Consider the following 13,747-nt stretch of genomic DNA (forward strand, 5'->3'; position numbering starts at 1 on the left):
CCAATCGGTTGCCTACCGAAAATTGGGTAGGGCCGAATTGGATTTTTGCAAGACTATGCAAAGATGGGCGGCTACTCTGTTGCCGACCTGTTTGCTTTGCGAGACGCCGCGCGAATGTACCGTACCGATATCGCCCGCCCCATCCGTCTGACCGATTACCGCGCGCCGGATTTTGCCATCCCAGAAACGCAGTTGGCGTTTGATCTGCACCCGACGCAGACACGGGTGCGGGCGACCTATCGCATCGAAAGGCGCGGCGCCACCGACGCCCCGCTGGTGCTGCTGGGTGAGCGGCTGAGCCTCAAAGCGCTGCGGCTGGATGGCGTTGAACTGACGCCCGATGCCTATACCCTGTCGCCGGAATGTCTGACTATCCCCGGCGTGCCCGACCGCTTCACGCTGGAGGTCGAGGTCGAGATCAATCCGCAGGAAAATAAGACGCTGGAAGGGCTCTACATGTCCTCCGGTCGGTACTGCACGCAATGCGAGGCCGAAGGCTTTCGCAAGATCGTCTATTTCCCTGACCGTCCGGACGTGCTGTCGAAATATACGGTTCGTTTGCGCGCGCCCAAGGCCGGTTTCCCGCGCCTTCTGTCCAACGGCAATCTGATCGAAAGCGGCGATGACGCGAACACCCACTACGCCGTATGGGAAGACCCCTTCCCCAAGCCGGCCTATCTGTTTGCGCTGGTCGCCGGCGAACTGGACGTCCTTGAAGACCACTTCATCACGATGTCGGGCCGCACTGTGGCGCTGAAAATCTTTGTCGATCCGGGCATGAGCGCGCGCGCCGCCTACGCCATGGACGCGCTGAAGCGCTCGATGCGGTGGGACGAAGAGACCTATGGCCGCGAATACGACCTCGACCTGTTCATGATCGTCGCCGTACGCGATTTCAATTTCGGCGCGATGGAGAACAAGGGGCTCAACATCTTCAACGCCTCACTTCTGTTGGCCGATGCGCAAACGGCCACCGATCTCGACTATGAGCGCATCGAAAGCGTTGTGGCGCACGAATATTTCCACAACTGGTCCGGCAACCGCGTCACCTGTCGCGACTGGTTCCAGCTGTGCCTGAAAGAAGGCCTGACCGTCTTCCGCGATCAGAGCTTCTCCGGCGATCAGCGCGGCCACGCGGTGCAGCGCATTAAGGACGTCAAGATGCTGCGCGCGCGGCAGTTTCCGGAAGACGCCGGGCCGCTGGCCCATCCCGTGCGCCCGGCCGCCTATCTGAAGATCGACAATTTCTACACCGCCACCATCTACGAGAAGGGGGCGGAAATCGTCGGCATGTTGAAGACGGTCGGCGGCGCGGACACCTATCGGCGCGCACTGGACCACTATTTCGATACGCATGATGGCACGGCGGCGACGCTGGAAGACTTCCTGAGCAGCTTCGAGGCCGTCACGGGGCAGGACTTTTCGCCCTGGCTGAAATGGTACGTGCAGGCGGGGACGCCGACGCTCACCATCAAAGCCACCTATGACGCGGCGGCGCAGCGTCTGACCCTCAACGTGTCGCAGATAACGCCCCCTACTCCGTCACAGGCGCACAAGGCCCCGGTGCCGATCCCGGTGCGGCTGGGCCTGCTGTCCGAGGCCGGTGCGCCGCTGCGTTTTGTCCACGCGGGCGAAAGCGTGACCGAGGCCCTGTTCCTGTTAACCGAAGCAAACACGCAGTGGGTGCTGGAAGGGGTGACGCAAACGCCGGTGATCTCGGCCCTGCGTGGCTTCTCCGCCCCGGTCAAGCTGACGCTGGACGAGCCGGAGGCACACCGCTTTGCCCGCTTCCGCGGCGATCCTGACCCGTTCAACCGCTGGGAGGCGGCCCAGAGCCTCGCCAAGGCCCTCATCCTCGATCCGCAAGGCGCGGCCGCCGCCTATGCCGAGGCCCTGCGCGCCACCCTGACCGATCCGACGCTGGATGCGGCGTTCAAGGCGCTGATCAGCGGCCTGCCGACCGAGATGGACCTGGCCCAGAGCCTGACGCCGGTCGATCCGGCCTTTATCCATGCCCGGCGCAAGGCCTTCAAGGCCGAGCTGGCGGCCGCGTTGAAAGCGGATGCCGAAGCCCTCTATGCGGCCCTGCCCGCTGAGGCGACCTTCAGCCCCGACGCCGCTTCGGCGGGCCGCCGCGCCCTGCGCAACGCCCTGCTTGACCTGATCGTCGCCGCCGATGCCCCTGCGGCGACCGCGCTTGCACAGACTCACTACCACAAGGCCAGCAATATGACCGACCAGATGTCCGGTCTGTCGGCCCTGTCGCAGGTCCACGGCACCGCCTATCAGGACGCGCTGGACGACTTCTATGCGCGCTTTAAGTCCGAGCCTCTGGTGCTCGACAAATGGTTCGCGGTGCAGGCCGCCTGCGCCCATCGCGAAACCCTGACGCGCGTGCGTGCCCTCGTCACGCACCCGGATTTTGACCGTAAGGTGCCCAACCGCTGGCGCTCCGTGGCGCAGGCCTTTGCCGCCAATAATCCGGCGATTTTCCACGACGTATCGGGTGAAGGCTACGCCTTTATCGCTGACGAAATCCTCAGCGTGGACCGCTTCAACCCGATGACGGCGGCGCGCCTGATCGAAGCCTTTGGCGGCTTCAAACGCTATGCCGAGCCGCACCGGAGCCTGATGCAGGCGGCGCTGGAGCGGATTGTCGCCACCGAGGGCCTGTCGAAAAACGTCGGCGAACTGGCTGGAAAGGCGCTGGCGGGGTAAGGGGGTCCGTCACAAGCCCCCGTTGGAAGATTGCCGTTCGCTTAACCTGTTGACAAACTTTAAGGTTTAAAACGACCTTAAGAGGCCGCCCGCACGGCCTCCGCTTTGGTATGTGCGTAAGGGAGTCAAAAGTGGCGGGACTTGAGCGCCTGCGGTTCATGGTGGTGGATGACAACACCCACATGATCCACATTGTGAAAACGATTTTGCGCGGGTTCGGGGCCACTCATGTGTTTGAGGCGCGCGACGCCGGCGATGCGTTTCAGCGCCTGCGCAATGATGCCATCGACATCGTCATCGTCGATTTCATGATGGAAGTGCTGGACGGAGTCGAATTCGTCCACATGGTGCGCAATTCGTCGGACAGCCCCAATCGCTACGTGCCCATCATCATGCTGACGGCGCACTCGGAACGCTCACGCGTCACCGCCGCGCGCGATGCCGGGGTCAACGAATTCTGCGCCAAGCCGGTGACGGCGCTGGAACTGTACCGCAAGGTGGCCGCCGTTATCGACAAGCCGCGCCCCTTCATCAAGACCGCCAGCTATTTCGGGCCGGATCGTCGCCGCCGTCAGGATTCCAAGTATCAGGGCAAGGAACGCCGCGAGGGCTGGAGCGAGGATCACAAGCCGCCGGTCAAGGACGCTGCACCGGCTGCGGACGAGAACGCAGCGGCCAAGGCGGATTGAGGCGGAGGTTTTTTTGCCCACAGCGCAGTGAGGCCGTCCCCTTTTTAACGACCGCAAGACTCTCGACAAAGGGTTAACGCGACGTTTACCCTTTCAGTTGTACCCGAATCAAATCCGGTCGCCGCCTGTCCTCCCCTTCCCGGATATCCTGACGCGCATGAAGCTTTTCTCGCCACAGCCCAGCCGCAGCGGAGCCCCGGATGGCCCGCGCCTCCGGCTGGGTGGGGCTCAGGGTGGCGGATCGCTCAAATCCGGTTTGCTGACGCAGGTCAGCCCGCGTATGCCCCTGTGGATGCGTATTGGCGGGCTCAGCCTGGCGCTGGGCCTGATGCTGTTTGCGGCCATTTCTTCGGCACGTTTGCAAAACGACCTCTCGTCCGGAAAGGCGGCGCGCGATGCCGCCGCCTATGGGCAGGCCCGGCTGAACGCGCTCAGGGCCGACAAGGCCGTGTCCGTCGCCCGCGTCGCGATGGACGGGGCGCTATCGGCCTATCAGACACAGCCGGGGGCAGCCCAACATGTGGTGCAAAAGGCGCTTGAAGCCTCGGGCGGTGCCGTGGCCTCGCTGGCCCTCATTGATGCCGAAGGGCGCATCATCGCGCGCGCAGGTCAGGATGAAAACACCCTGCTGAGCGAGGCGGCCAGGGTCGAAGACAAGGGGTTTGCGGCTCTGGCGCTCGGGTCGCGCCTGACGCGTACCGCGCGTGCCTATCTGGTGCGCACGCCTGCTCCCGGTCGCGTGCGCGCCGTGGCACGCCTCAACAATCCGCTGCGCGACGCGGAAAACACGCGCGACAACCAGATTGTTCTGATCAATGCCGCCGGCGACATCCTCAGCGCCTCGGACGAGCGGCTGACGGGACAGAATATCCGCAAGGCCCTGACCGTCACACCGGAACAGATCCGCGACAATGCCAACAGCGCGCGCATCAGCGAAGGCACGCTGGAAGAAAAGGGCTTTGTCCGCATAGCCGCGGTGCGCGAGGGCGAAAACGGCCTGACCACGCTTTACATTGAACCGTCGGGCGGCGCGGCCAGCGGAAGCTGGCTGGGGACGGCCTCCCTGTTTATCGGGCCGCTGATCATCGGCGCGCTGTTTGGGCTGCTGCTGATTGTGCAGGGGCGGCGCAATTCCGAAACCGCGCGTCAGTATGAGGCCAAGGAGACGCGCTACCGGCTGGCCGTCGAAGCGGCGCGCTGCGGCATCTGGGAATGGGACCTCGAAAGCGATCAGGTCTTCATGTCCGAAGTCACCGGCGTCATGTTCGGCTGGGGCGGCAGCGGCGTGGCGACGACCAACGAAGTCCTGCTGCGTATCGCCCCTGAACACCGGGAAGCGGTGCGCAAGGCCCTGCTCAATGCGCGCGGCCACGGCGCGCTCGATGTGTCTTTCCGGGTGCCGGGTGATAATGGCCGCTCGATCTGGGTCGATGCGCGCGGTCAGGCGACGGGTCCGCGCGATCTGTCCGGCTTCAGCCGCCTGTCAGGGGTAGCACTGGATGTCACCGAGGAGCGCGCAGCGCAGTCCCGCGCCCAGCGTGCCGAAGCGCGCCTGACCGGGGCCATCAATTCGGTGTCGGACGCCTTCGTCCTGTGGGACCGCCGCGGCCGGCTGGTCATGTGGAATGAGGTGTTTGGCCGCACCTTCAGCATTGACCCGCGCTTCCTTAAGGCGGGCACGTCGCGCGAACTGATCGAAAAGGTCATGGCCATCGCCATCCGCCGTCAGGAGCCGGTGATCGACGGCCGCGAAGGCGTGGTGGAAGCCGAACTGAACGACGGGCGCTGGATACAGATTTCCGAGAGCCGGACGCTGGAAGGCGGCACGGTCGTCACCGGGGCCGACATCACCGCCATCAAGATTCAGGAGGAGATGAGCCGGCGCAACGAGGAACAGCTTCAGGCCATGGTCGATAAGCTGGAACAAAGCCGCCGCATCCAGACCGACCTCGCCAAAAAGTACGAAATGGCCAAGATTCGCGCCGAACAGGCCAATCATGCCAAGTCGGAATTCCTGGCCAATATGAGCCACGAGTTGCGCACACCGCTGAACGCCATCAACGGCTTCTCCGAGATCATGGCGGGCGAAATGTTCGGACCGCTGGGCCACGCGCGCTATAAGGAATATGCGGGCGATATCCTCAGCTCCGGTCAGCACCTGCTGGCCCTGATCAACGACATTCTCGACATGTCGAAGATCGAGGCGGGCAAGATGACGCTGCGCTTTGAGCCCGTCTCGGTCGAAGAGGTGGTGGACGATACGCTGCGTCTGGTGCGGCAGCGGGCGGAAAAGGCGGGGCTCAAGATGCGCGTACACCTGCCGCAACTGCCCGATATTCAGGCCGATTACCGCGCGTTGAAACAGATTCTGCTCAACATCCTGACCAACGCCATCAAGTTCACGCCGTCGGGCGGCACCATCACCGTGTCGGCGGTCCCGACCGACAGCTTCATGCACCTCTACGTCGCCGACACCGGCATCGGCATCGCCCCGAAGGACATGGAGCGTCTGGCCCGCCCGTTCGAGCAGATCGAAAACCAGTTCTCGCGCACCAAGGAAGGTACCGGCCTCGGCCTCGCCCTCACCAAGTCCCTGATTGAGATGCATTCAGGCCGTCTGGAGGTCGATTCCACCGTCGGTCAGGGCACCACGGTCAGCGTCATCCTGCCCCTGACCCAGACCAGCCCCGGCGCCAGCGCCGACGACACGCCGGATACCCCGGACACGTCGGGTCAGATCGCCGCGGCCTGAGATGGATCGACGCACCCTGTGGGGCATAGGCTGCGGCATCATCGCCGGCGCGCTGTGGGGCCTTGTGTTTCTCACCCCCGAACTGGCGGCGAGCTTTACACCGTTGCAACTGTCGGCCGGGCGCTATGTCGCCTATGGCCTGATCGCCGCGGCTCTGATCGCCCCACGCTGGAAACAGGTCTGCGCGCAGGTGGACGCCAGAGGCTGGCACGCCCTGATCCGCCTCAGCCTGCTCGGCAATATCCTCTACTATGTCTGTCTGGCGCAGGCCGTGCAGTCGGGCGGTGTGGCCATGACGACGCTGATCATCGGTCTTTTACCGGTCAGCGTGGCGGTATTGGGTCGCCACGATAACGGCTCAGTGCCCTTGCGGCGGCTGACCCTGCCGCTGGCGCTCGGCATCGCCGGTATCGCTTGCACCGTCTGGGGCAGTGTAGGAGGCACGTCGGGGTCTCTATTCGGCATCGCCTGCGCCTTCGGGGCGCTGATCGCCTGGACGCTCTACGCCGTGGACAACAGCCGCTGGCTCAGTCGGCTGGATACGGTGTCGTCGCAGGACTGGAGCCTGCTGACCGGTCTGGTCACCGGGGCACTGGCGCTCGTTCTGGCCGTGCCCGCCTTTCTGCTGTCGCCAGGTACGCACTCAGGCGCTCAGTGGTGGGGCTTTGCCGGGCTTATGGCAGGCGTGGCGCTGCTGTGTTCGGTGATCGGCAATGCCTTCTGGAACCGCGCCAGCCGCCTGCTGCCCCTGACGCTGATAGGGCAGATGATCCTGTTCGAGACGCTGTTTGCCCTGCTTTACGGCTTCCTGTGGGAAGGTCGCTGGCCCCATCTGACGGAGATCATCGCCATCGCGCTTCTGTGCGCCAGCGTGCTGACCTGCGCCGCCGCTCACCGGCCACGCGGCTCAGCGTGAGGCCGAAGCCGCTGCCGCTTTCGCCTTTTCCTCCGCCTTGCGCACATCGGACAGGGCCTTGGAGCGTGCACGGAACGGCGTCTTGATCAGGGGTTCAGCCACCCTGGCCCGTTCTTCGGGCGGCAACTGGATCAGCAGCGAAATGACCGCCGTTTCGATCTTGTCCTTGGCCGAGGCCTCGGCGCGGCGCGCCTTGGTGATTTCGGCCTGAATCGCCACCGGGTCGGGCTTGGGTTGCAGCATCAGCTCCGCCGCCGATTTGCGATAGGTGCGGCTCTGATCCATATCGCCTTCACCGGCCAGCGCCGCATCGGTCAGGATCTGACGCGCCTTTTCCTGATTGGCCGGGCTCAAGCCTTCGATCATGTGCAGAAGCGCCGGAGACGCACGGTCCGGCCTGGGGCGGAAATGCTTGGACGCAATCACGCCCACACCGATCAGCGAGCCCAGCAAAAACACGTTGAGCGCCAGCGACACCCCCAGCCAGGTGCGGGCGGTCGGCCGCTTTTTCGGGGACACAGGCGAAGCGGTCTCAGGCATTACCAATTATCCACCTCAGCCAGACTGGCCGAAGCCAGCACCGCCTCGGCGCGCGCCTCGGACAGGGTCATCAGCCCGATATTGACACCGAAAATAATCCCCGCCGCACAGGCGGCCGCCAGACCGATACCGCCTGCCAGCCAGCGCCGACGACGCGGCCGCGCCACCACCGGGGCGGGACGCGCAGCGACCCCTGCCGGCATCATGCGGGCGAGAACCTCCCATTGCAGGGCGACGGAGGGTTCAACCTCATCCGCCGACGACAGCCAGCTATCGAGCGTGCGTGCTTCGGCCAGTACGCGGCGCGCGACTTCCGGGTGCTGCTGCATGAACAACAGGGCGGCGGCGCGCTCGTCCTGCGGCCAGCGCTGGGGGTCTGCCCCATAGGCATCGACGATCGCTTCGAAGCGTTCGGATGTGATCTGAATGTGCATCATAACGCTCCTTTCCTAAATCTTGTTGCCTTGAATAACCTTTAACACCGGTCGGCCACTGGCCGCTGAACCGCCGATCAGATCGCCGCGTGCCTCGCTCAGTTTGGCCTTAAGCTGCCGCCGTCCGCGCGACAGCAGGCTTTCCAGCGCCTCGACCGAAATCTCCATCAGAGCCGCCGCTTCGATATTGGACAGTTCCTGATAGTAACAGAGGACGATGGCCACGCGCTGCCGTTCAGGCAGGGTCGCCAGCGCGGATTCGACCGTCTGGCTCATCTGCTGCTGATCGAGCCGCCGCGTTGGATTGGCCGAGGGGTCGGCCAGTTCGATCTCGGTATGATCGACTGTGTCGCGCCGCCGCCGCAGCCGGTCATAGCACAGATTGACCGCCACCTTGTGCAGCCAGGTATCGACCCGCGCGCGGCCCGGCACCCACAACGGGGCCTGCTTCCACAGGCGCAACAGGGCCTCCTGCGCCACGTCCTCGGCCTCGGAGGCATCATTGAGCAGACGCCGCGCCAGTGACAGGACGCGCGGCAGTTTGCGGGCCACGAGGGATTGCGTGGCGGCCGCGTCTCCGCGCGCCACGGCTGCAATCTGCGCCTCATCCGGGTCAAAGCCCGTGGTCATGACCTGTCCTGTCCCGCGTTCTTGTGGGCGACGGTGTTCCGCCTCAGGCGTCACATTACTCATAAGCGGGGCCTTTACGCAACAAGGGTTTAGGCAACCGTTTGCGGCCTGCTGACCGATCCGTTTGTCATAGCCTTTCACGCAGCAGACAGGTAAATCCGTCGTTAGCGTTCGTCGCGCGGCGCGACCACGGTTTCAAACGCATTGCGGGCGCGTTTACGCAGGTCTTTCAGCTTCTTTTCAAGCGTATCGAGACGACGCGTATGCACGGCGCGCGCCAGTTTGCGCTGAAACGCTTCCGGTTCTTTCGAAGGGTCGTCATTGGCATCCAGCGACACGCGCATCACCTGCGCCAGACTTTGCTGCACCCGCCAGGCGGCACTCAACGCTTCGATGTCTTCGGCCCTCGCCAGACCGGCGCGCTGCATGGCCTGAAGCGCGGCAATCGTGCCGACGCGCAGCGGCCCGCCATTGGCAGCGTGCACCAGTTGCAGATACTGAGCGGCGAATTCGCAATCGACCTGACCGCCGACGGCCAGCTTGAAATCCCAGAAATTTTTGGCCGGGCGCTCCTTCTCCATCAGGGCGCGCATATTGAGCACGTCCAGCGCCGTGCGCGCCTCAGACCGCGTGGCGCGCAGGATGGTTTCGAGCTTCAGCCGCACCAGATCGGCAAAGTCCTCGGACGTCGCCCACACCACGCGGGCGCGCGTCAGGGCCTGAAACTCCCAGGTATCGGCGTCCTTGGTGTAGTAGTTTTCAAAGGCCGCCAGCGACACGGCCACCGGCCCCTTGGCCCCGGTAGGACGCAGTTTCATGTCGATTTCGTACAGCGTGCCTTCGTGAGTTGGGGCCGACAGCGCAGCGATCAGGCGCTGCGTGAAGCGGCCAAAGAAGGTTTCCGCCCCCCAGCCCTTGATCGAGGACATTTCCGAGGGATCATCGGGCAGATAGACGGTCATCAGGTCAAGGTCGGAGCGCGCCGTCATCTCCTGCCCGCCCAGCTTGCCCAACGCCAGAATGGCCACCTGCCCCGACAGCGTTCCCCCCAGCCGCCTCACCTCTTCCAGCGCCAGCGGCGCCAGATGGGTGATGCAGGCATCGGCCAGACGCGCATAGGCGGCACCCGCCGCCTCGGTCGTCAGGCGGCCGTTGAGAATCTGCATCCCGATGCGGAACTGCTGCTCACGGCAGATGCGGCGCAGGGCGTTCATCACGTTTTCCAGCGCGTTTTCCGGGTCCGGCGGGACGCGCTCGACCTCTGCCATGATCAGGCGATCCAGTTCCTCACCCAGCGGGTCGAAGAAGCCGGCATCCAGCATGGCGTCGAAAATGGTCGGGTGGCGCGACAGAAGCTGCGCGAGACGCGGGCTGAAGCCCATGATCTCGACAATGGCCTTGAACAGCTTGGGGTTGGCGAGGAACAGCGACTGAATCTGCACCCCGGCGCTGAGGCCCGAAAAGAAAACGGCAAAGCGCGTAAAGGCGATGTCGGGCGCGCCCGTCTCGTTTACCGCCTCCAGCAGGCGCGGCACCAGTCGGGTAAACAGTTCGCGGCCGCGTGGCGTGCGCGTCGCCGGAATACGCCCGTGGTGCCAGCCACGGATGGTCGCCGAAATCTGCTCCGGGTGCTCAAAGCCCAGACGGGCCAGGGTCTTCAACGTTTCGGGATCGTCCTCGACCCCAGTGAACACCAGACTGCCGAAGGACGAGGACAGGTCTTCGGAATCGGAGAACAGCTCGCCATAGTGGCCGTTGACCAGTCGCAGGGTGCGCGACACGGCCAGATCGAAGCGACTGAGGTTGGAAAAGCCGCACATGGCGGCGACGCGCATCCGCTCGTCCTCGGCTTCGGGCAGGGTGTGGGTCTGCTCGTCGGCGATCATCTGCACGCGGTGTTCCCAGTCGCGCAGGCGCACATAGGCCTGTTTCAGCTCCTTGGCCACGGCGGGGGCCAGATGTCCGGCACGGCGCAGGGCATCGAGCGCATCCAGCGTGCGGCGTGAGCGCAGCGACGGGTCACGCCCACCGAGGATAAGCTGCTGCGTCTGGACGAAGAACTCGATTTCGCGGATACCGCCAACGCCCAGCTTGAGATTGGCCCCGGCGGGGTCCAGGCGTTCATCGACCTTATAGGTATGGATCTGGCGCTTGATCGACTGAATGTCGGCAATCGCCGGATAGTCGAGGCTGCGCCGCCAGATGAAGGGCGACAGGGCCTGCATGAAGGCCTTGGCCTCGATCATGTCCCCGGCAATGGGCCGCGCCTTGATAAAGGCCGCGCGTTCCCAGTTCTGCCCCACCGTCTCGTAATAGTTCAGTGCGAAGGGCACGCTGACCACGGTCGGCGTGGAGGACGGGTCCGGACGCAGGCGCAGATCGACGCGGAAGACGTAGCCGTCGCCGGTGCGCTCACTGAGGATGTTCGACACGCGGCGCGCCAGCCGATCGACAAAGACCTGCGCCTCCACGCCCTCTTTCAGCGGCAGGGCGTCCAGCTCGGCAAAGAAGGTGATGTCGATATCCGACGAATAGTTCAGTTCGCCCGCCCCGTGCTTGCCCATGGCCAGCACGAACAGGCCCGGCATCAGGCCGCGCTCCCCCTTGATGTCATAGTCGATCAGGCGGCCGCGGTCGCGTTCTTCGCGCACAGCCAGCGCGATCCCGGCATGGGTCACGGCGTCGGCAAAGCGCGTCAGGGCGGCGGTGACGTGATCGAGCTTCCACACATCGCCCAGATCGGCCAGCGCCGTCAAAAGGTGGGCATCGGCCTTCAGGTGGCGCAGCACGCGCTTGGCGGCATCGACATCGAGGGTTTCGACCGTATCGGCCTGATCGGCCAGCGCCTCGGTGGCCAGCAGGATGGCCTTCAGCCGCGCTTCGGGCGGCGACATCAGGGTTTCGCGCAGGCGCTGCGGTTCGCGCCGCATCAGCCCGGCCAGATAGGGCGAGGCCCCCAGCACCGGCATCAGGGCCGGACCGGCGCGTTGCAGCAGATCGGGCCAGCCTTCGGCCTCGGCCACTTCGGCAATCGCCTCATAGGCGTACAGCGCCGCGCCGTCGTTCAGCACCGGCCCGCAGGGATGCAGACGATCCACCAGCGAGGAGAAAAGAATATCCGCCATAACCCTCTGTTAGGCGAATCGAGGCGCAGACACAAGGGTGGCCTTGGGTTTCGCTTTGTGCAAACGGTATACAGCCGCGTGTGCATGGACAGGGGGAGACGATCGTTAACCGGTCTTTACTTTCATCCCGTTCAGTTCACAAAAACAGGAAGAGTATAGAAATAAGAAATCAAGGCCAATACCGTCGAGATTTTCAAATTAACGCGTTATAAAGCGTGTATCTTTATTAAAAGACACCCTGCCCTTATCGAAGTACCGCGTCCATGTCCTTTGCCAAATCGCTCCTGATGCCGAAGAAAATCCTCATCGCCGGATGGGTGATGATCATAGCGTTATGGCTGGCCATCCCCGTCGAGCGGTTTACGGATATCGAGACCCTGCCCTTTGTGCGGATGGTCTTCATCTATCTGGTGCTGGACTATATGTGGGCGACCTTCTACCGCCAATGGCGCGGCGGCAAGGCCTGATCACCCCACCGGCGGCAGGACCAGCGCGGTGCGCAGCCCCGGCCCCTGATCGCCATAGACGCCAGGGCCTTCGTCGATACTCAGGCGGCCCTTGTGCGCCACGGCCACGGCCTCGACCATCGACAGACCCAAGCCTACACCCGGCAGGGAGCGTGAATTTTCCAGCCGCACAAAGCGTTGGGTGATGCGCGCGCGGTCGGCTTCGGGCACGCCCTGCCCCGTATCGGTGACGGAAAACTCGATCTCACGCCGCGAATTGTGCCTCAGCCGCAGGGTAATGCCGCCCGTCTGGGTATATTTGATGGCGTTGTCGAGCAGGTTGGCCATGGCCTGCGCCAGAAAATCGCGATTGCCATAGGCCTTCACACCCGGCTCGATCTCGGCGGTGAATTCCAGCCCCTTGTCCTCGGCCAGAATTTCAAACAGCTCGCGCATGTCTTCGGCCAGCGCTGATGCGTCAAACAGCTTCTGGTCCGGGGCCTGCCCCGCCGCCTGAAGCCGCGAGATCGAAAACACCGTCTGGAAGGTGCGCAGCAACTGATCGGTTTCGGCCAGCGCCCGCTCGATCACCTCCGGAGCCTGCGACGGGTCTTTTTCGACGTCGTAAAGCGACACTTCGAGCTTGGAGCGCAGGCGCGACAAGGGCGTGCGCAGATCATGGGCAATGGCGTCGCCGGCGTATTTGAGATTGCCCATGGTCTTTTCCATGCGGTCCAGCGTCTCATTGACCCGTTCGGCCAGAGCGTCAAATTCATCCCCCGAATTACGCAGCTTGGCCCGCGCCTTGAGGTCGCCCTCCTTGACCAGATCAAAGACCTGCATCAGGCCCTGCACCGAGCGCGACACTTCGTTATTGATGATCATGCCGGCAAACAGGCCCAGCACGATGACCAGCACCCCGCCGCCCCACAGGGCCTTGAAGCCCATGTCGAAGCCCTTTTCCGACCAGGAGGTGTCCATGCCGACATAGAGGGACAGGCCGGGCTCCAGCGTCACCACCTGCCCGCGATAGGCATAGGATTTGCGTTTGCCCGCCGGATCGGTCAGGCGGTAATTGATCTGAAACGCGCGCTCATCGCCGCCGACATAGCGGGCCTTTTCGCGGATATGGTCAAAGACCTGCGGCGACACTTCGGTTGTGGCGCGGCGGTTTTCGGCAAGAATCTCGCCATCGTCGCGATAGACGATCTTGACGAAAAACCACTCGGTTATGTCTTCCTGACTGAGGGTTTCGACCACCGCCTCTTCGCCCTGTTCGCGATACACCTCTTCCAGATAGTCGATACGCGACTTGACCTGCGCGTCGGACACGGCCTTGGTTTCGGCCGAAGAGGCGATGTAGATATAGGCAAAGATCAGCACCGCCACGAAGGAATAGACGGTGATAAACATCAGGGTCAGACGGAACGGCGTCTGCCTGAACATGGTGGCTTTCAGCGAAAAGCGCGCAGGGTTGGGAAGGGCGATCACGACCTG

10 protein-coding genes are annotated in these 13,747 nt (G+C 63.8%); 5 read left to right on the forward strand and 5 right to left on the reverse strand.

Annotated elements, in window-relative coordinates; all coding sequences use genetic code 11:
• The first annotated feature begins 114 nt into the window (after positions 1 to 114).
• The 4 genes from pepN (at position 115) to ACK8OE_RS03405 (ending at position 7,075) form a co-directional block, all read left to right on the forward strand.
• Positions 115 to 2,718: an aminopeptidase N gene (gene pepN / locus ACK8OE_RS03390; protein WP_410271590.1), complete on the forward strand. Its 2,604-nt coding sequence runs from the start codon at positions 115 to 117 to the stop codon at positions 2,716 to 2,718.
• A 131-nt stretch (positions 2,719 to 2,849) separates the two neighbouring features.
• Positions 2,850 to 3,407 (forward strand): response regulator, encoded by a 558-nt coding sequence (locus ACK8OE_RS03395; RefSeq protein ID WP_410271367.1) that lies wholly within the window; start codon positions 2,850 to 2,852, stop codon positions 3,405 to 3,407.
• Positions 3,408 to 3,564: 157 nt separating this feature from the next.
• Positions 3,565 to 6,159 (forward strand): PAS domain-containing sensor histidine kinase, encoded by a 2,595-nt coding sequence (locus tag ACK8OE_RS03400; RefSeq protein WP_410271368.1) that lies wholly within the window; start codon positions 3,565 to 3,567, stop codon positions 6,157 to 6,159.
• A 1-nt stretch (position 6,160) separates the two neighbouring features.
• Positions 6,161 to 7,075 carry a DMT family transporter gene (locus ACK8OE_RS03405; protein WP_410271369.1) on the forward strand — a complete coding sequence of 305 codons (915 nt, stop codon included), beginning with the start codon at positions 6,161 to 6,163 and terminating at the stop codon, positions 7,073 to 7,075.
• Here the strand turns inward: ACK8OE_RS03405 and ACK8OE_RS03410 are convergent.
• From ACK8OE_RS03410 to ACK8OE_RS03425, 4 genes are all read right to left on the reverse strand, one after another.
• Entirely contained in the window at positions 7,067 to 7,615 is a 549-nt protein-coding gene (locus ACK8OE_RS03410; RefSeq protein ID WP_410271370.1) for a periplasmic heavy metal sensor, read from the reverse strand. The two genes, ACK8OE_RS03405 and ACK8OE_RS03410, sit on opposite strands and share 9 nt — an antisense overlap.
• Positions 7,615 to 8,049 carry a hypothetical protein gene (locus tag ACK8OE_RS03415; RefSeq protein ID WP_410271371.1) on the reverse strand — a complete coding sequence of 145 codons (435 nt, stop codon included), beginning with the start codon at positions 8,047 to 8,049 and terminating at the stop codon, positions 7,615 to 7,617. The genes ACK8OE_RS03410 and ACK8OE_RS03415 overlap by 1 nt, the downstream gene beginning before the upstream one ends.
• Before the next feature lie 15 nt (positions 8,050 to 8,064).
• On the reverse strand, positions 8,065 to 8,742 hold the full coding sequence (locus ACK8OE_RS03420; protein ID WP_410271372.1) for an RNA polymerase sigma factor: 678 nt from the start codon (positions 8,740 to 8,742) through the stop codon (positions 8,065 to 8,067).
• 101 nt (positions 8,743 to 8,843) lie between these two features.
• Positions 8,844 to 11,804 carry a bifunctional [glutamine synthetase] adenylyltransferase/[glutamine synthetase]-adenylyl-L-tyrosine phosphorylase gene (locus ACK8OE_RS03425; RefSeq protein ID WP_410271373.1) on the reverse strand — a complete coding sequence of 987 codons (2,961 nt, stop codon included), beginning with the start codon at positions 11,802 to 11,804 and terminating at the stop codon, positions 8,844 to 8,846.
• Positions 11,805 to 12,067: 263 nt separating this feature from the next.
• On the opposite strand from ACK8OE_RS03425, the gene ACK8OE_RS03430 reads away from it, so the two are divergent.
• On the forward strand, positions 12,068 to 12,271 hold the full coding sequence (locus ACK8OE_RS03430; RefSeq protein ID WP_410271374.1) for a hypothetical protein: 204 nt from the start codon (positions 12,068 to 12,070) through the stop codon (positions 12,269 to 12,271).
• On the opposite strand, the gene ACK8OE_RS03435 is transcribed toward ACK8OE_RS03430, so the two are convergent.
• Positions 12,272 to 13,741 (reverse strand): sensor histidine kinase, encoded by a 1,470-nt coding sequence (locus ACK8OE_RS03435; RefSeq protein WP_126421295.1) that lies wholly within the window; start codon positions 13,739 to 13,741, stop codon positions 12,272 to 12,274. It abuts the gene before it with no gap.
• Positions 13,742 to 13,747 lie beyond the last annotated feature (6 nt).

The sequence above is a fragment of the Asticcacaulis sp. W401b genome, from assembly GCF_046503825.1.
GTDB lineage: Bacteria > Pseudomonadota > Alphaproteobacteria > Caulobacterales > Caulobacteraceae > Asticcacaulis.

Excerpts from the sequence above, each read along its gene's own strand:
- ACK8OE_RS03420 (WP_410271372.1), bottom strand. The coding sequence starts at position 8,742 with ATGAGTAATGTGACGCCTGAGGCGGAACACCGTCGCCCACAAGAACGC.
- ACK8OE_RS03415 (WP_410271371.1), bottom strand. The coding sequence starts at position 8,049 with ATGCACATTCAGATCACATCCGAACGCTTCGAAGCGATCGTCGATGCC.
- ACK8OE_RS03410 (WP_410271370.1), bottom strand. The coding sequence starts at position 7,615 with ATGCCTGAGACCGCTTCGCCTGTGTCCCCGAAAAAGCGGCCGACCGCC.
- ACK8OE_RS03430 (WP_410271374.1), top strand. The coding sequence starts at position 12,068 with ATGTCCTTTGCCAAATCGCTCCTGATGCCGAAGAAAATCCTCATCGCC.
- ACK8OE_RS03405 (WP_410271369.1), top strand. The coding sequence starts at position 6,161 with ATGGATCGACGCACCCTGTGGGGCATAGGCTGCGGCATCATCGCCGGC.
- ACK8OE_RS03400 (WP_410271368.1), top strand. The coding sequence starts at position 3,565 with ATGAAGCTTTTCTCGCCACAGCCCAGCCGCAGCGGAGCCCCGGATGGC.
- pepN (WP_410271590.1), top strand. The coding sequence starts at position 115 with ATGTACCGTACCGATATCGCCCGCCCCATCCGTCTGACCGATTACCGC.
- ACK8OE_RS03425 (WP_410271373.1), bottom strand. The coding sequence starts at position 11,804 with ATGGCGGATATTCTTTTCTCCTCGCTGGTGGATCGTCTGCATCCCTGC.